The sequence below is a fragment of the Hydrogenivirga okinawensis genome, from assembly GCF_055385515.1.
Genome location: NZ_AP042386.1, coordinates 326331 through 343392, shown reverse-complemented (window position 1 = coordinate 343392; position 17062 = coordinate 326331). Strand labels below are relative to the sequence as shown.

At 47.9% G+C, this 17062-nt stretch carries 14 protein-coding genes, 1 tRNA gene and 1 pseudogene; 12 read left to right on the top strand and 4 right to left on the bottom strand.

Annotated elements, in window-relative coordinates; translation table 11 throughout:
* The first annotated feature begins 6 nt into the window (after nucleotides 1–6).
* The 6 genes from ACZ483_RS02020 to ACZ483_RS01995 all read left to right on the top strand — a co-directional run bounded on the left by ACZ483_RS02020 (nucleotide 7) and on the right by ACZ483_RS01995 (nucleotide 5654).
* Nucleotides 7–258 carry a hypothetical protein gene (locus ACZ483_RS02020; RefSeq protein WP_464324505.1) on the top strand — a complete coding sequence of 84 codons (252 nt, stop codon included), beginning with the start codon at nucleotides 7–9 and terminating at the stop codon, nucleotides 256–258.
* A 26-nt stretch (nucleotides 259–284) separates the two neighbouring features.
* Nucleotides 285–599, top strand: a complete 315-nt coding sequence (locus ACZ483_RS02015) for a nucleotidyltransferase family protein (protein WP_464324504.1) — start codon at nucleotides 285–287, stop codon at nucleotides 597–599.
* A 105-nt stretch (nucleotides 600–704) separates the two neighbouring features.
* Nucleotides 705–977, top strand: a complete 273-nt coding sequence (locus tag ACZ483_RS02010) for a HepT-like ribonuclease domain-containing protein (RefSeq protein ID WP_464324503.1) — start codon at nucleotides 705–707, stop codon at nucleotides 975–977.
* Nucleotides 974–2506 carry a YifB family Mg chelatase-like AAA ATPase gene (locus ACZ483_RS02005; protein ID WP_464324502.1) on the top strand — a complete coding sequence of 511 codons (1533 nt, stop codon included), beginning with the start codon at nucleotides 974–976 and terminating at the stop codon, nucleotides 2504–2506. Before ACZ483_RS02010 ends, ACZ483_RS02005 begins: the two co-directional genes overlap by 4 nt.
* 945 nt (nucleotides 2507–3451) lie before the next feature.
* The gene (gene galE / locus ACZ483_RS02000; protein WP_464324501.1) at nucleotides 3452–4441 is read left to right on the top strand and encodes a UDP-glucose 4-epimerase GalE; all 990 of its coding nucleotides are present in this window, start codon (nucleotides 3452–3454) and stop codon (nucleotides 4439–4441) included.
* A gap of 10 nt (nucleotides 4442–4451) precedes the next feature.
* Complete coding sequence (locus tag ACZ483_RS01995; protein WP_464324500.1) at nucleotides 4452–5654, top strand: ComEC/Rec2 family competence protein; 1203 nt, start codon at nucleotides 4452–4454, stop codon at nucleotides 5652–5654.
* Here ACZ483_RS01995 and ACZ483_RS01990 read toward each other — a convergent pair.
* The 3 genes and pseudogenes from ACZ483_RS01990 to ACZ483_RS01980 form a co-directional block, all read right to left on the bottom strand.
* Nucleotides 5635–5997, bottom strand: a pseudogene (locus ACZ483_RS01990) (DUF234 domain-containing protein); the annotation flags it as partial. The gene ACZ483_RS01995 and the pseudogene ACZ483_RS01990 overlap by 20 nt on opposite strands.
* Nucleotides 5937–6131, bottom strand: coding sequence for an ATP-binding protein (locus tag ACZ483_RS01985; RefSeq protein WP_464324499.1), 195 nt, complete (start codon nucleotides 6129–6131; stop codon nucleotides 5937–5939). The pseudogene ACZ483_RS01990 and the gene ACZ483_RS01985, both read right to left, overlap by 61 nt.
* Nucleotides 6132–6169: 38 nt before the next feature.
* A complete protein-coding gene (locus ACZ483_RS01980; RefSeq protein WP_464324498.1) occupies nucleotides 6170–8962 on the bottom strand; it encodes a [protein-PII] uridylyltransferase family protein in 2793 nt (930 codons plus the stop codon).
* 41 nt (nucleotides 8963–9003) lie between these two features.
* On the opposite strand from ACZ483_RS01980, the gene ACZ483_RS01975 reads away from it, so the two are divergent.
* The 6 genes from ACZ483_RS01975 to ACZ483_RS01950 all read left to right on the top strand — a co-directional run bounded on the left by ACZ483_RS01975 (nucleotide 9004) and on the right by ACZ483_RS01950 (nucleotide 14538).
* Complete coding sequence (locus ACZ483_RS01975; RefSeq protein ID WP_464324497.1) at nucleotides 9004–10581, top strand: CTP synthase; 1578 nt, start codon at nucleotides 9004–9006, stop codon at nucleotides 10579–10581.
* Between the two features lie 16 nt (nucleotides 10582–10597).
* Nucleotides 10598–10670 (top strand) — tRNA-Thr (locus ACZ483_RS01970).
* A 10-nt stretch (nucleotides 10671–10680) separates the two neighbouring features.
* Nucleotides 10681–11010 carry a hypothetical protein gene (locus tag ACZ483_RS01965; protein WP_464324496.1) on the top strand — a complete coding sequence of 110 codons (330 nt, stop codon included), beginning with the start codon at nucleotides 10681–10683 and terminating at the stop codon, nucleotides 11008–11010.
* A 14-nt stretch (nucleotides 11011–11024) separates the two neighbouring features.
* Complete coding sequence (locus ACZ483_RS01960; protein ID WP_464324495.1) at nucleotides 11025–12644, top strand: 2-oxoacid:acceptor oxidoreductase subunit alpha; 1620 nt, start codon at nucleotides 11025–11027, stop codon at nucleotides 12642–12644.
* Nucleotide 12645: 1 nt separating this feature from the next.
* Nucleotides 12646–13443, top strand: a complete 798-nt coding sequence (locus tag ACZ483_RS01955) for a thiamine pyrophosphate-dependent enzyme (RefSeq protein WP_464324494.1) — start codon at nucleotides 12646–12648, stop codon at nucleotides 13441–13443.
* Nucleotides 13444–14538, top strand: coding sequence for an efflux RND transporter periplasmic adaptor subunit (locus ACZ483_RS01950; protein WP_464324493.1), 1095 nt, complete (start codon nucleotides 13444–13446; stop codon nucleotides 14536–14538).
* On the opposite strand, the gene ACZ483_RS01945 is transcribed toward ACZ483_RS01950, so the two are convergent.
* On the bottom strand, nucleotides 14502–17054 hold the full coding sequence (locus tag ACZ483_RS01945) for a cation-translocating P-type ATPase (protein ID WP_464324492.1): 2553 nt from the start codon (nucleotides 17052–17054) through the stop codon (nucleotides 14502–14504). The genes ACZ483_RS01950 and ACZ483_RS01945 overlap by 37 nt on opposite strands.
* Nucleotides 17055–17062: the final 8 nt, after the last annotated feature.

Genomic DNA, 17062 nt, shown 5'->3' with positions numbered 1-17062 from the left:
TGTGCGATGAGAATCCTAATAACTGTTCTGCTCGCCAGCTCTAGCTTTGCGGGAAGCTATTACGATTGTATAAGAACAGCCGTAGATATAGAAAGGGCTATAGATATAGCAAGGGATTATGTAGGTAAGCCCTTCAAGGTGTGGATAGGACAGTCAAAGAGAACGGGCGAATGCTACTGGAAAGTTAAGGGAACGAAAGGGTATCTCATGCTCAAAGCGGAAACTGGGGAGATCATTAAGTTTTACAGAAACAGATGATCTCTACAGAAGTCAAAGATCAAATTATGCAAATCCTCTCTGAAAACCTACCAATAGAAAGGTGTATAGTCCTACTTTTTGGCTCGGAAGCCCTCTCGGAAGCTACTCCCCGCTCGGACATAGATATAGGGGTAGATTGTTTAGATGGCATTCCCGACGATGTATTTCTCAAACTTCAGGAAAAGCTCAATACTGAAGTTAATACGCTTAGAAAAATAGATCTGGTCGAGCTCAAAACTCTCAATGAGGACTTTCTCGAGTTTGCTTTAAAAGGTGCAGTTATATGGAGTGTGGGGAAAGACTACTTAAAAAGCTGGATCAAGCGGAAAAGGCGTTTATGAACCTTAAAGAGGCCCCCGCCCTGGAAGGAAGCCTGGAGAAGAAAATACTCGAAGAAAATACTCTACGAAGTATCTGCCAAGAGGTTCGAATACACTTATGAAGTTTTGTGGAAGACCGCAAGGCTCTTCCTTCTGGAACAGAAAGGCGTAGAGTGCAACACTCCTATGGATTGCTTTAAAGGTCTCTACTCGGCCGGGCTAATAGACAAGAGATTTGAAAGTATTATTCCCAAAATAGTCAGGTTCAGAAATCAGATAGTTCACATCTACGATTTTTCCTTAGCGGAATATGTTTACGATTTCATCGTCAGGACCGTTATAGAAGCCTTCGAGCATATAATTAGAAAGCTCAGAAGAGCTTGTGAGGAAAGAGAATGACCTTCGTAAAGATAAAGAGCGGAGGAATATGGGGGATTGATGGCTACGAGGTAGATGTAGAGGTTGATATTTCAGCCGGTCTCCCCTCATTCAACATTGTCGGACTCCCAGACTCGGCTATTAAGGAGTCGAAGGATAGGGTCAAGAGTGCGATAAAGAACCTTGGCTTTTCCTTTCCCCAGAAGAGAATAACGGTGAACCTCTCCCCTTCCCACATAAGGAAGCAGGGAACCCTATACGACCTTCCGATCGCGATCGGAATACTTCAGCTGAGCGGTTACGTGAATCCGGATAGATCTGAAGAGTTCGTATTCTTGGGAGAGATCTCGCTCGACGGAAAACTAAGCAGAGTTAACGGTGTTCTTTCCATAGTCGCATCTCTGAGAGCGCTCGGATACAAAAAGTTCATCCTTCCTATCGAAAACGCTATAGAAGGTGCGGTAGTTGAAGGAACGGATATATACGGCTTTGAGAATCTTAAAGAGGTAATAGAGTTCTTAAATGAAGAAGTAAAAGCAGAACCCGTAAACGTTAGCTACAACGAACTCCTGAAGAGAAGAGAGTACGATATAGACCTCGGGGAGGTTCTCGGACAGACCATGACAAAGAAAGCCCTCGAAATATCCGCTGCGGGAGCACACAACCTCTCGATGACAGGAACTCCTGGCTCAGGAAAGTCTATGCTCGCTAAGAGGATAGTCACTATCCTACCACCCATCAAGTTCGAGGAGATGTTAGAGGTGAGCAGGATATACAGCGTCGCAGGAATGCTGGACGATGGTCTAATAACCGAGAGACCATTCCGCTCACCCCACCACACTGCTTCCGAGGTAGCCCTTATAGGAGGTGGATCCATTCCCATGCCCGGTGAGATCTCCTTGGCCCACAAGGGAGTCCTTTTTTTAGATGAACTTCCCGAGTTCCCGAGAAAGACCCTCGAAGTTCTCCGCCAACCGATGGAAGATGGATACATAAACATCTCGAGGGCTCAGGGAAGGGTAAAATTCCCTGCGAAGTTCACCCTCATAACAGCCCAGAATCCCTGTCCCTGCGGAAACTTTGGAAATCCCTACAAGGAGTGCACCTGCACAAAAAATCAGATAAGAGCTTACAACTCCAAAGTCTCCCAGCCAATAAAGGACAGAATAGATCTGAGCGTGTGGGTCGATCCTGTAAAAAACGAAGAGCTTTTAAAAGGAAGGGAGGGAGAAACTTCAAAGAAGGTAAGGGAAAAGGTTCTCAGAGCCTATGAGATCCAGAAGGAAAGGTTCAGGAACTCAAACACAGACTTCAACGGAAGGATGACCAACAGCGAGGTAGAGAGGTTCTGCCTTAACATGATAGAGCCGGATGCCAAGAATTACTTGAAGAAGGCTCTCGACAGGTTCAACCTTTCTGGAAGAGGATACTTCAGAACCCTAAAGGTGGCAAGAACCATAGCAGACCTTGAAGAGAGTGAGACCATAAAAACTCATCATATAGCTCAGGCTTTTCAGTTCAGAGTGGAGGAGAACACATGGGGAATGTGAAAGATCTAAGACCCTATGGAGAAAGAGCTTAAGCTATGAAACAGAGGAAGAAAAAACTTGTTAACTTAATGGTGGATGGGAAGAAGGAGAGGAGCTACTTCATAAAACTACTAAGTATTTAAAATACCTTCAGATCTCCTATCGCTCTGTATGTGATTTAGAACTCTTAGCCGTGGGAGCCTTTCCCCTTTAGCTAGATTCATAGGGGAAAGGATTACAGGTTTGTTGTAAAGGAAATGAGGCTTAAGTATTACCTTTCGGGAGAACTCAAAATCCTCCAGCTCCCAAGCACTATGATTTCCCTGAATACAGAAAGACGCCTAAACAGGTTGGGAAAGAACTTTCCGATCTTGGAAATGTCAAGATAAGAGGAGAGGTAAAAGTATAAAGAGGGGAAATAAGAAATTATGGGAGTATAGAAGCACTGGGACAGTATATACGCAAAATATACCACAGGAACGAGATCTCACCAAGAGTGAAGGCAAAAGCTGTTCTTCTATACCACTGAGGCATAGCTCTAAAAAGGTAGAAAAGTTCATAAAAGTCTTTTGGACTAAGAGGCTCCAGAAAAGCAATAAGGCATCTGTGGTTTGCAGTGAATAAGGAGGGCAAGCCCCGCTTTGTTTATCTTTTACCACGAAGAGACACATGAACAATTAAAATAATTCTTAAAGCAAGGGGAGGTATAAAAAGGCATGCAGAGAACTCGCGCTTGGGTGGAGACATGAAACCTTTGGTGGCAGGAATGCAGTGGAGAGGGCTTTCTTCCCGATAAAACACAGGCTTAAGGGTTTTTACAATAGGTTCCCCTAAAACACTAAGTTTGAAACTATTTCAAGCTTTCTCAGGGCTTTTATATTCCTCCATTACACTCTGGAAGGCTTATCTTGACATGGCCTTTCAACATGCTTTCGGAACTTGTTGAAAAATTGAAGGGAAACAAATATGGTTAAAATCTTCGTAACAGGCGGAGCGGGCTACATAGGTTCTCACGTTGTCAAGCTCTTGGGAGAAAGAGGTTATGAGGTTCTGACCTATGACAACCTTTCAACGGGACACGAGTGGGCTGTTCTTTACGGTCAGCTTGTTAGGGCTGACTTAGGAGATAAAGAAACTCTCAGGAAGGTTTTTAAGGAGTTCAAACCTGATGCCGTCATGCACTTTGCTGCATACATAGTGGTCCCTGAAAGTGTTAAAGAACCTCTGAAGTATTACAGAAACAATGTGATAAATACCATAAATCTCCTTGAGGTAATGGAAGAGTTTGGAGTTGATAAGTTCATCTTCTCTTCGTCGGCAGCTGTTTACGGAATTCCGAAAAAGATTCCCGTCCCCGAAACCGAACCCATGGACCCAATAAACCCTTACGGAGAAACGAAAGCAACTGTTGAAAGGATCTTAAGGGATTTGAACAACTCCGGAAAGAACTTCAGATACGTATCTCTCAGGTACTTTAACGTTGCAGGAGCTGACCCTGAAGGTAAAATAGGATTTGCCTATCCGAATCCTACCCATCTGATAATAAGGGCAATAAAAACTGCAAAGGGAGAGTTTGATAAGCTTGAGATATATGGAACGGACTATCCTACTCCTGATGGAACCTGTATAAGGGACTACATACACGTTACCGATCTTGCGGAAGCGCACATAGTGGCTCTTGAGTACCTCCTTGAAGGAGGAAGGAGCGATGTTTTCAACTGCGGTTACGGACACGGATACTCCGTGAGGGAAGTTGTTGATGCAGTTAAAAGGGTTACCGGTGTCGATTTTCCTGTGATAGAAGCTCCTCGAAGAGAGGGGGATCCTCCAATTCTGGTAGCGGACAATGAGAAGATAAAGAGTGTCCTTGGTTGGAAACCAAAGTACGACGATCTTGATTTCATTATAAAAACAGCTTGGGAGTGGGAAAGGAAGGCAAAGGCTTTTGAGAGGTGAAGTTATTCACTTGATCCTCTTTATAGGAGTCTGTCTTTTTGCTTACATGAGAACATATCTTCCCGATTTTGAAGAAAAGGAGGTCTATGTAAGAGGAAAGATCATGGGAGATATAGTCGGGGAAGGGGGTTACGTTCAGACAAGACTCAAGATAGAAGAAAGTGAAGTTGAGGACATAGAGGGAAGAACGGCTCTCTTAAAGATCTACGGTTACATCCCTTCAGAGATCAGGGATCTAGCCCTTATAGGGAACTTGAAAGTGAAGGATAACAGGATCTACGTTTATGCAAGATCGGAGGACGTTGATTTTATAAAAACGGAGCAAAGTATAAGAGATCTTCTCATGGAGCGATACAGAAAGGCATCGAGAGATAAATCGGTCGTTCCGCTGGGGCTTTCTTTCCTTTTCGGCGAGCCAAGGGAACTTCTTCCCTCTTCGATTCAAAGAGATTTTCTTCAAACCGGTCTGGTTCATATCCTTGTGATAAGCGGACTTCACGTGGGGATGATAGCTTTCGTTCTTTCAAAGATATTGCCTCGGTTCTGGGGACTTAAGTTAGCGCTGTTTGGAGTTCTACTTTATTCCCTCTTCATCGTTCCTCACAACCCTCCGGTTCTGAGGGCTTCACTGATGTTCGCTTTTCTCATCCTCTCGGCACTTACTTTCAGACAACCCAACTCTTTGGCAATACTCCTCTTTTCGGGTACCTTGATACTTCTCGTATATCCCAGCTACGTTTTTTCTTATTCCTTCTGGCTATCTTTCTTAGCAACAGCCTATATAATTCTTGCACTCAAAGACCTTGAAGTTGGAAAGATAGAAAAGACTTCGATAGTTTCCCTCTCCGCTTTCACGGGAACTGCTCCTTTGGTGGCGACCTTTTCCTACCTGTCTCCTCTTTCCGTTGTCTTTACCCCACTTTTGGCTCCCGTGGTTCTTGTCTTCTCCTTCTTTGGGGTCCTCTCGCTCCTGACCTTAGTGAGTTTTCCTCCCTTTGTAGATCTATTCAATCTGAGCGGAAGGATCTTTCAGGGAACTGTCTCCTCACTCGAAGATTTTTCCTTCCAGATCTATCCCCGAGTAGGTTTCCATGAATCTCTATTTTTGAGCACCGCCGGTTTGATCTCTCTCTACTTCCTCAAAAACAGACAGAAGCTCATTCCCCTTGTCCTCATAAATGTCTGGCTTCTGCTCAGATCAGATCTTCTATAGTAAAGAGAAGAACACCGCTCTCCTTTTGGGCGATCTTCCTTAGCTCTTTAGTAAAACCGGATCTCGAAAAAAGGGTGAAGATCTCCTCCTTACCTTTCCTATCCAGAACTACCTTCTTTGCTTTGTTTTTAAGATCCATTAAAACCTCCGGTCCGACCTTTGAATCCTGATACTTGCACTCCCCGTACAGTATTTCCCTTTCGCCGATCGCTAACACATCTATCTCTATATCTTTGTCCCACCACCTTCCTATTCTCTCCGCTTTCACAATCTTTCTATTTTTTAAAAACTCGATGCCAACGTCCTCAAATATCCTTGAAGCGTAAAGGTTGAAGATGGTTTCTCTTCTATAAACCTCTTGATCAGGGTTGTCTTTCCCGTTCTCCTTCTCCCATAGATAACCACGAAAGAGGATCCCTTTCTTCTATATTCCTTCTCTAAGCTTTCAAGCTCTCTTTCTCTGTTTACAAACCTCATTTTTCGTTTCTCGATTATTATAATCTGGAAACGAGAATCTACCCAAGGAACTCCAGAAAGATTTCCCTCAAGGATTTCATACTCTTTTTTAGCTCCTCCTCGAACTCCTCCTCCTCCATGTTAAGGGATCTCGCAAGCCTCGGGATGTCTTCAGGGTGAACAACCGAACTTCCCCTTTCCTTAACGAGTCTGAGGTGGGTCTCCACCATCCTGAGGAACATAAAGGAGCTGTAAGCCTCCTCGAGGGCTGGATACTTGGGTGTTAGCCGTCTAAATCCCTCTATCATGGAACTCTCTCTGAGCCTCTCCTTTATCAGTAGATACTGAATTAGAAACTCTCCGTCCACTATACCTCCCGCTCCGAATTTCAGATCTACTATTCCCCTTCCTCTCTTCGCCTGCTCCTGAAGTCTCATCCTCATGTCGTAAACTTCCTTCCTCTCCTTCTCTCCCCAGGACTTTTCAAATAAGAACTTATCTATTTCCCTTTCCATATCCTCTTTCAGTTTTTCGTCTCCCGTTATAAACCTCGCTCTCGTCCAGGCGAGCCTCTCCCAAGTTCTCGCCTCCTTTTCAAAGTAGTGCCTGTAAAAGTCCAAGGTCGGGACGAGTTCACCCTTAGATCCCATAGGTCTGAGTCTGAAGTCCACCTCGTAGAGGTATCCCTCCGAAGTGTGGGCGGTCAGGAAGCGGACGAGCTTGTGTATTTTCTTAGTCACTTCCTCCTTTTTTTCCTGATCTCCCACTCCGAAGACGAGGTCGAGGTCGGAACCAAAGCTCATCTCTCTACTTCCGAGCTTCCCGAGAGAGTAAAGGAAAGCAGGATCGTGTAGCAAGGTGAGCTTTTCCCAGAGCTTCTTGAGTAAGAAATCTGCCAAGAGACTCAGGGACTTAAAGAGGGATATAAGGTTTTCATAACTCCTCCCTCCCATCAGATAGACAAGTCCTATTCTTATCTCCCATACCTTTTTGAACCTCCTGAAGAGGTTTTCCATGGAAAGGTTCAGTGTTTCCTCGTACTTGAGGAACTCTTCCTCAAGCCGTTCTTCGGTCGGGTAGTCCCTGTAGAGAGTGAGAACGTCCTCCACGAGGTCTGGGTTCTTGCTTATCAATGAGGAGAGAGTGGAAGAGAGGGAAAAAACGTTGAAAAGATCCTTTAAAAAGTCCTCCTTCGGATCGCTCAGGATCACCTTTCTTCCCGTGGGGTTTGAGAAAAACTTATCGAAGTTCTTTAGAGTCTCATCGGGATCGTGGGAGCGGGAGGAGAGGTCTATTATCCTCGGTATCAGGTTGAGGAGCTTTTCCCTGTCTCTGTCGGAGAGCTTCATCCCCTCCTTCCCATAAAAGTATCCCATCAGAAGTGTAAAGGACTGCTTCGGACTCCTGAAGTTCATCTCTTTAAGGAGATACTCTCCGTAATCTGTGTCTTCCGTTATCAAGGCGATCTGGATCGGTGCAAGTTCTTCCTCTTTCCTCTCGGGTATAAGGCTCTCGAAGATGTTCTTAACTCCGCCTCTGACCTCCTCAAGTTCTCTTAGAAACTCCTCCTCACTCCCGTATCCCATAGCTTTCGACAGAAAGGGGACATCCTCCTCCCTAAGGGTCTGGGTCTGGACACATTTCCTTAACTGGATTCTGTGCTCGAGTCTCCTCAGAAAGGTGTAAGCTCTTTCCAAGAAGAGGGCTTCCTCGTCCGAGAAGACTCCCTTCTGGTTCAGCTTCCATACTGCCCTGAAGGTATTTCGCTCCCTTACGAAGGGGGACTTACTTCCCAAGAGTATTACGAGGGACTGAACGGTGAACTCTATCTCCCTTATACCTCCCTCTCCAGTCTTTACGTTGTAGCCTTTTAAAAACTTCTTCTTTGCCTCCGCTTCTATCCTCTGCTTCATATGCTTTATCTCCTCGACGAGCTTGTAGTCCGCGGAGGAGTAAACGAAGGGTTTTACCACCTCTTTCATAAACCTCCCGCCGAGCTCCATATCCCCCGCTATGGGTCTCGCTCTCAGAAGGGCGAACCTTTCCCACACTCTTCCGTAGGACTCATAGTATAGCTCCGCACTTCTGAGGGACATGGAGATGGGTCCTGTCTTCCCGAAGGGTCTTAGATCAAGATCCACCTCGTAGGGCTTTCCCTCCGGCGTCTGGGTGGTCATGAGCTTGTAAACCTTCTTAAAAACCTCGGCAAAGAACTCGTTAAGGGTTTTCTTCCCGGCCCTTCCTCTGTCGTCGGAGTGGAGGAATATAAGGTCAATATCCGAGTAGAAGTTGAGTTCCTCACTTCCGAGCTTTCCAAGTCCTATTACCACCGCACTTGCCACACTTCCGTCTTCTGTTAAGGGTTCTCCGATCTTTTGCCTCATCTCCTCAAAGGCTCTCTCGTAGGAAACTTCGAGCATCGCGTCGGGGAGGTAGGAGTACTCCCTGAGGATGTCCTCCGGCTTTACAGCTCCCAAGATGTCCTTAGAGAGTATTCTCAGAAGCTCTCTGTGGCGGTAGTAGGTGAGTTTTTCGGAGAAAGCTTCGTCGCTCATACTCTTACTCACGAGATCGCTCAGCTCCCTCAGGTAGTCTTCCTTGTCCTTGAAGACGTACCACAGGTTTGGGATCGTTCTCTCGAAGTCTTCGGGATGTCTGAAGAGGAAGTTTCTCAAACACTCCGACTGCTCAAGGATCTCTAAGAGGAGGACAAACCTTCTCTCGTTAAGGTATTCCAAGAGACTCTGGGGATTTGGATGCAATCTCAGGAGTTTCTCGAAATGCTCCTTAGTCTCATTGAGGTTATAAAGCTTCCTCTCAGCAGCGTTCCACCATGAGCTCGGGATGCTCAACCTATCTCACCTCGTAAATATTGAAAGTATAATCTTCTCACATGAGCAAGTTCATCTTCGTTACTGGAGGGGTCCTATCATCCCTCGGAAAGGGTGTAACCTCGGCGTCTATAGGAGCTATCCTCGAGGGGATGGGATACAGGATAACTCTTCAGAAGCTCGACCCTTACCTTAACGTTGATCCAGGGACCATGAGCCCCTATCAGCACGGAGAGGTTTACGTCACCGAGGACGGGGCAGAGACCGATCTCGATCTCGGGCACTACGAGAGATTCACAAACGCAGTAATGACAAGGGACAACAACGTCACCGCGGGTAAGGTTTACTTCAACGTTATAACGAGAGAGAGAAGAGGGGACTACCTTGGAGCCACCGTTCAGGTTATCCCCCACATCACGGAAGAGATAAAGGAGCTGATAAAGAAAGTCTCCGACGATAACGACGTGGTGATCGTGGAGGTTGGAGGAACGGTGGGGGATATAGAAGGGTTACCCTTCTTAGAGGCTATAAGACAGCTCTCCCTCGAGCTCGGGAGAAAGAACGCTATGTTCATTCACGTCACTTACGTTCCCTACATACAGACGGCAGGGGAGCTAAAGACGAAGCCTACTCAGCACTCGGTGAAGGAGCTGAGAGCCATAGGTATCCAGCCCGACGCACTCATATGCCGGGCGGACAGGGATTTGCCTAAGGGAATAAAGGCTAAAATAGCCCTCTTCTCCAACGTGGAGGAGGAAGCAGTAATCTCAGCTCCCGACTTGGACTACATCTATGACCTTCCTAACAAGTTTAAGGAGGAAGGACTTGACAGAATAGTGGCTCGGAAACTCGACCTCGAGCTCAGGGATAGCAATCTAACCAAGTGGAAGAAGGTGGTGAACATACTGAGAACAGCGGAGAGATCGACGAAAATAGCGGTGGTTGGAAAGTACGTTGAACTCAGGGACGCCTACAAGAGCATAATAGAGGCTCTCACCCACGGAGGGATAGCGAACCATGCGAAGGTTAGCATAGAGTGGATAAGCTCCGAGAGAGTCGACATGGAAAGGCTAAAAGGCTCGGACGCCATACTTGTCCCAGGAGGTTTTGGAGAGAGAGGAACCAAGGGGAAGATAGAGGCTCTCAGGTTAGGAAGGGAGGAGGGGATTCCCACCTTCGGTATATGTCTCGGAATGCAGCTCATGGCAGTGGAGTTCGCCCGCGATGTCCTCGGGCTCAAGGAAGCCAACTCGACAGAGTTCGATCCCGACACACCCTATCCCGTGATAGACCTGATGGAGGATCAGAAGAACATAGACAGACTCGGAGGGACAATGAGGCTCGGAGCCTATCCCTGTGTCCTTCAGGAAGGGACGAGGGCGAGGGAGATATACGGGAAGGAGGTTGTCCACGAGAGGCATAGGCACAGGTACGAGTTCAACAACAGATTCAGGAGACTTTTTGAAGAGAGGGGAGTCGTTTTCTCAGGACTCTCTCCCGACGGAAAACTCGTAGAGATAATGGAGCTTAAAGATCACCCCTGGTACATAGGATGCCAGTTCCACCCCGAGTTCAAGAGCAAACCTTTTGATCCACACCCTCTGTTCGTTTCCTTTATAAAAGCAGCACTGGAAAAGTAATATAATTTTACCTACAGCCGGCGTAGCTCAGTCGGCAGAGCGAGGCACTCGTAATGCCTAGGTCGCGGGTTCGAGTCCCGCCGCCGGCTTTGATATGCGATGACGAAAGGTCAGAAGTTGTTTCTTGGAGTAGTTTCAATCGTCCCCCTAATCTATGTTTTAGCTCTCATCTTCACACCCCTTAAAAAGACCTTTTCTTTAGACTTCACCTCCCCCGATACACCTGACTGGCTCCTTTACTTTACAGCCTTTCATTTCCTCATGTACCTCTACACCGGCCTCCTGATAGCTTTCTATTTAATACATCTGTTTGGTAATCCGGGAATGAAAAGGGAGGAAAAGATCGCCTGGGCATTCTTTCTGATAGTGGGCTCGGTCTTTACGATCCCACTCTACTGGTTCTTTAAGATATGGAAGTATGGTAGATAGAGGGAGGTTTTAACATGGATATGAACATCATAATAGGAGGAAAGGCAGGGGCCGGGATAAAAGAAGCGGGAAGGATGCTCGCCGGAGTTCTTTCCAATCTCGGTTACTACACTTTTACCTACGTCGATTACCCTTCTCTCATAAGGGGAGGACACAACTTCGTCACCGTAAGATTCTCCGAAAGGCCTGTCTTCAGCACCGACAGGAAGGCTGACATAATAGTGGCTACCGACGGGAGAAGTATAAAGGCTCACTTAGAAGATGCAAAGGAGGACACCCTCTGGATAATAAACGAGAAGGAGGTTCTCCAGGGTGCCCTGAAGGCTCCCTTCAAGGAGGTAGCTCCCGGTTTCTTCAAGAGTTCTTCCGTTTTAGGTGTGGTTCTGAAGCTCCTTGGCATTCCTTTGGAAAAGGGTCTTCCTTTCATACTCAGCCTCCCCCAGAGGGAGAAGAACGAAGCGATTTACAGGGAAGCATACAGCTCCGTTCCCCAGAAGTTCGAGGTTAAAGATCTTGGAAAGAAGGCAGGGGAGATACTCACGGGGAACGAGTGCATAGCCATCGGCGCTGTCGACGGAGGTCTCGATTTTTACATAGCTTATCCCATGACACCGGCTTCGCCGGTCCTTCACTACCTTGCTAAGAAGAAAAAGGAGTTCGGTATAAAGGTGATCCATCCTGAGAATGAGATAGGTGCTATAAATATGGCTGTCGGTGTTGCCTTTGCGGGGAAGAGGGCTATGGTGGGAACCTCAGGAGGGGGCTTCGCCCTTATGACGGAAACTCTCAGCCTGATAGGCATGAGTGAGACGCCGGTGGTGATATACGAGGCTCAGAGGGCAGGACCCAGCACGGGCGTTCCAACCTATACCGCTCAAGCGGATCTGCTCTTCGTTCTCTTCGCAGGTCACGGGGATTTCCCCCGGGTGGTGGTTGCTCCCGGGTATGCGGATGAGGCTTACAGGCTCACGAGAGACTCCCTGAACATAGCCTGGAAGTTTCAGGTTCCCGTCCTTATCCTGGGGGATAAACACCTCGGCGAGAGCTACTTCACGGTTAGCTTCGAGAGGGAAAAGATTATGGAGGAGCCGAAACTCTGGAAGGGCAACGGAGAGTACAAAAGGTACGAGATCACAGAAGACGGGATCTCCCCATTAGCTTTCCCCGGAACGGAAGGTGTGGTTGTTAAGGGAACGAGCTACGAGCACGACGAGAGGGGTATAACGGTTGAGGACGCTGTCTCGGTAAAGAGAATGCAGGAGAAGAGGCTGAGGAAGTGGGAGATACTGAGAGAGTATATCCTCTCGAGGGAGGATGCGCTGATCGTCTCCGGAGACATAAACTCTAAAAAAGCTCTCATAACCTGGGGGTCAAACGCGGGTGTTGTCGAAGAGGTGGGTAAGGAGCTCGGCTTCAAAGTTCTCCGTCCCTTGTTCCTCGATCCCTTCCCCGAAGATAAGTTGAGGAAAGAGCTCGAGGGGGCTGAATTTATCGTCTCCTTGGAGTGTTCCGCTTCCGGGCAGTTCGAGAAGCTCCTGAACATGTACGGGATGAGGTCTCACAGGAACCTTAAGAAGTACGACGGGCGACCCTTCTTCAGGGACGAGCTGAGCGAGCTATTAAGGGAGGTTTGAGATGGCTGTAGCTAAGAGGAGCTTGTACACCGGCGCCGAGATCACATGGTGCAGGCTCTGTGGGAACTTCGGTCTCATGAGCGCTTTCGCTTGGGCTGTCGAGGAGCTGTCCAGGGGCATACCCTTAGAGAAGTTCGTGATCCTTTCGGGGATAGGGTGTCACGGGAAGATAGTGGACTACATAGATCTCAACAGCTTCTACTCCATACACGGAAGAGCTCCTGCTACCGCAACGGGTATAAAGCTGGCTAATCCCGACCTTAAGGTCGTGTGCTTCGTGGGGGACGGGGACATCTACGCGGAGGGAATATCCCATCTTATCTTCGCAGCAAAGAGGAACACGGACATAACGGTTATAGTCCACAACAACAGGGCTTACAGCCTTACCACGGGGCAGTTCACCCCAACGAGTCCCTCCATCTTCAGGGGTAGGTCCACACCTGAGGGACCCCCAGAGGATCCCATGAACCCCATGGCGCTGATGCTCGAGGCTGGAGCCACCTTCGTAGCAAGGGGATATGCAGGTTACACAAACCATCTGAAAGACATAATAAAGGAGGCGATACTTCACAGAGGCTTCTCCTTTGTAGATGTCCTACAGCCCTGTGTTGTCTTCTACAACACCTACGACCTCTACAACAGACAGACCTACCGCTTAGAGGACGAGGGGCACGATCCCACCAATTACGAGGAGGCGTACAGGAGAGCTAAGGAGTGGGATTACAACAGGGAGGATGTCAGGATACCTATAGGTATCTTTTACAAGACCGAGAAGCCAACCTACGAAGAAAGGATCTAAATGAAAGGTTTTTTTGTAAGTCTTTTGCTTTTCTCTCTCCTCCTTCTCCTGTCCTTTAACCTTAGCGGGGAAAAGAACGAAAAGTGCAGAGTGGAAGCGAAGGAGGTGATAAGGAGTGTTTACGGATCGGGGAGGGTTAAGGGTGAGAAGCAGGTCCTCATCAAAGCCTCGGTATCGGGATATGTAAAGAAGGTCTTTGTAAAGGAGGGTGAAAGGGTAAGGAAGGATCAGCTCCTTATAGTCATCGACAGTGGCGGGCTCAAGAACAGGATCAGGTCTGTGGAGGAGAGAATCTATCTCCTGAAAGAAAAGCTCGATCCGAACTCTCCCTTTCTTAAATCGCTTTATGCCCAGCTGGAAATGAGGCGGGAGAATATGAAGATTGCTCGAAGGAAGTTTTTGAGGAGAAAGAGGCTTTTTGAAAAAGGAGCGTTGCCGAGAGAAGCTATGGAGGAGGCTAAGAGACTTTACGAAGTGACAAGAAGGGAGTACGAAGCTTTCAAGAGTTCCTTGGAGGATAAGGTAAAGGAGATGGAGAGGGAGCTGTCGTCCCTCGAGGAGGAGAGAAACTCGTTACTGAAAGAGCTTGAGAAGTACAGGATCAAAAGTCCCATGGACGGCGTGGTTCTCGGTGTTTATGTAGAGGAGGGAGACTTCGTGAACCAGCTTAGAGAAAACGATCTGCTGTCTTTGAGCTCTCTTAAGAAGAAGGTCGTTTTGGAGATAGACGAAGAATTTCTACCCTTAATAAAGGAAGGTCAGAATGTCTTTATAACCACCGACGCAGTACCCGAAAAGGTCTTCGAGGGAAGAGTAAAATCCTACGATCTTGAGAGCGATCCGGCAAGGAGGATCGTGCGGGTGGAAGTGGAAGTCTCCCTTCCCGATAGGATTCCCGTAAACTCCGTGGTGGAGGGGAATATACTCATAAGCCGGTTTAAGACGACAGTCGTTCCCATAAGAGCAGTAAAGGAGGGATATGTGCACCTCCTTGTGAACGGAGAAAGGAGAAAAGTTAAGGTCGAGAGGATTTTCGATAACTACGCTGAGGTTATAGGTTACCCTGTAGGAACACCCTGTCTCGTCGAGGACTGATACTTTCTCTCGAACAGAAGCCAGAGTATCTTTCTGAGTTCTATGGTCAGGAAGGTGAGACCGCAAGTTATACCTACGTATGCCCATTCCCTTACTGAGAGCGGGGAAGCATGGATATACTCTGGAAAGATATAGATCGCCGCACTCTGGAGCCCGAGTCCGATGAGCACGCCCATAAAGATATACGGATTCATCATAAAGTTGCGCCACGGTTTATAAAGGAACGGAAGATCCCTCACGGATTGAATCCCTATGATCCACTGATTGGCAACGAGAGAGGTGAAAACAACGCTGACTGCCAAGGTGTAATCGTAGTTTGAAGAGAGCAGGTGAATGAAGAGTATAAGATTTATAGCGCTGACAAATAAAGCTGTAATTACAACGTTAAGAAGCTGAACCCTATCAAAGAACACCATTTCCGGTCTTTTAGGCTTTTCCTTCATAAGATCCCTTTCCTCTTTATTAAACGGAAAGGTTTTGTCCTGAACTCCGTCTGTTACAAGGTTGATCCATAAGATCTGGGTAGGATACAGGGGAAAGGGCAAACTCAAGATAAAAGCGAGGGATATAAGGATTACCTCCGCGAAGCTCGCAGATAACAGGTAGTATATAGCCCTCCTTATGTTCCTCGCAATCATCCTTCCCCATCTGACGGCGTCCACTATGACCGAGAGGTTGTTGTTCGTTATGACCATCTTGGCTACGTCCCTCGCCGCTTGAGCTCCGGAGCCCATGGCTATACCTATGTCTGCAACCTTGAGGGCAGGAACGTCGTTTACACCGTCCCCAGTAACCGCAACCACCTCTCCCCTGCTCTGGAGGACCCTAACTATCCTGTACTTGTCCTCGGGAAGAGCCCTCGCAACGACCGTTATCCTCCGGAGGGCATTGTAAAGCTCCTCGTCGGTGTAATTCTCTATCTGTCTCCCTTCCACCGCCCAATCCCCTTCTCTGTATATCCCCACCTCCCTACCCACAGCCCTTGCAGTCTTCAGGTTGTCTCCCGTGAGCATTATCACTCTTATCCCCGCTTTCCTTGCGGTTTCGACCGCCTTCCTAACTCCCTCTTTTGGAGGATCTAAGAAACCCACGAGACCCACTATCTCTATATCCACCTCCTCAGGAGAGGCAGGGAGATCGGTCACGTCGGCGTAACCGAAGGCGAGAACTCTCAATCCTTCCTCAGCCATCCTGTCGTGCTCTTCAAAGATCTTCTCTGGGATCTCTTTCGACATGGAGGAGAGGCTCTCTAAGGCTCCCTTTATGAGGAGAAGATTCCTACCTTTACAACGATGGATGGTAGCCATGTAGCGCTTCTTTGTATCGAAGGGAAACTCTTTCACTTTCGGACATCTGCTCCTGATAGACTTCCAGTCAAAACCCTCCTCCTCGAGCCATCCTACAAGAGCTACTTCGACCGGATCTCCAGTTGAGCCATCGGAGTTGTTGCATAAGGCGGCGACGAGCTTAAGAAGCTCAGGCTTTACCTCGTAAGTTTCCCTTACCTTCAGCTTACCCTCCGTTATAGTTCCCGTCTTGTCCACCGCTATGTAGGTGGTGCTCCCGAGGGTCTCGGCCGCTGGAAGGTGTCTTATGTAGGTTTTCCTCCTGCTCAGCCTCACCGCTCCTACGACGAGAACTAAGGTTATGACTATGGGAAGTCCCTCTGGAACAGCGGAGACGAGCTCAGCTATAATGAGTAGGGCTACCTCGTAGAGATCCCTTCCCTGAAGGATACCTATAAGGAAGAGCAGGGATAGGAGAATTAGGAGAACCGTTATCCATCTCTTTGAAAACATCCTTAGGGCTTTGGTAAGAGGCGTGTCTGGAGACTTCTCCTCAGCCCTCAGGCTTATCTTCCCCAACTCCGTTCCCGCTCCCGTGGCGTAAACGACCCCTTCCCCGTGCCCTCTGACGACGATAGTTCCTTTGAAGAGGAGGTTCTTTCTTTCGTAGATAGGTGTATCCTCGGATAGGACAACCTCCGGATCCTTCTCGACGGGGACGGACTCGCCTGTCAGGACCGATTCGTCCACCAGGAGTCCTTCAGCCCTTATAAGCCTCATATCGGCAGGAACGACGTCCCCCTCACCAAGAAGAACTATATCTCCGGGAACCAAAAGGCTTGAGGGTATCTCCCTTTCCTTCCCCTCCCTCCTAACTCTGACCCTCACCTCAGTCATCTTACGGAGAGACTCTAAGGAAGTTACAGCCCTGTATTCCTGTACAAAGCCTATGAGGGAGTTCACGCAGACTATCCCGATTATGAGAAAGAAGTCGAAGGTTTCACCTATCAGGAGGGAGACAAGTGAAGCTGCCAGGAGGATGTAAACCAAGGGGCTTTTGAACTGGCGTAAGAATATCCCTAAGGTGCTCTCCTTCTGATGCTCTACTTCGTTCTTACCGTAAATCCTGAGCTTTCTCTCAGCTTCTTTCTCTGATAGTCCCTCCCTGCTGGTTTTGAGCTTCTCAAAGATCTCTTCAATTGGGAGGGTGTGAGCCTTAGGAAGTTCCATACTGACTT

Coding starts and splice junctions, on each gene's coding strand:
- ACZ483_RS02020 (WP_464324505.1), top strand. CDS start 7: ATGAGAATCCTAATAACTGTTCTGCTCGCCAGCTCTAGCTTTGCGGGA.
- ACZ483_RS02015 (WP_464324504.1), top strand. CDS start 285: ATGCAAATCCTCTCTGAAAACCTACCAATAGAAAGGTGTATAGTCCTA.
- ACZ483_RS02005 (WP_464324502.1), top strand. CDS start 974: ATGACCTTCGTAAAGATAAAGAGCGGAGGAATATGGGGGATTGATGGC.
- galE (WP_464324501.1), top strand. CDS start 3,452: ATGGTTAAAATCTTCGTAACAGGCGGAGCGGGCTACATAGGTTCTCAC.
- ACZ483_RS01985 (WP_464324499.1), bottom strand. CDS start 6,131: ATGAGGTTTGTAAACAGAGAAAGAGAGCTTGAAAGCTTAGAGAAGGAA.
- ACZ483_RS01975 (WP_464324497.1), top strand. CDS start 9,004: ATGAGCAAGTTCATCTTCGTTACTGGAGGGGTCCTATCATCCCTCGGA.
- ACZ483_RS01965 (WP_464324496.1), top strand. CDS start 10,681: ATGACGAAAGGTCAGAAGTTGTTTCTTGGAGTAGTTTCAATCGTCCCC.
- ACZ483_RS01960 (WP_464324495.1), top strand. CDS start 11,025: ATGGATATGAACATCATAATAGGAGGAAAGGCAGGGGCCGGGATAAAA.
- ACZ483_RS01955 (WP_464324494.1), top strand. CDS start 12,646: ATGGCTGTAGCTAAGAGGAGCTTGTACACCGGCGCCGAGATCACATGG.
- ACZ483_RS01950 (WP_464324493.1), top strand. CDS start 13,444: ATGAAAGGTTTTTTTGTAAGTCTTTTGCTTTTCTCTCTCCTCCTTCTC.
- ACZ483_RS01945 (WP_464324492.1), bottom strand. CDS start 17,054: ATGGAACTTCCTAAGGCTCACACCCTCCCAATTGAAGAGATCTTTGAG.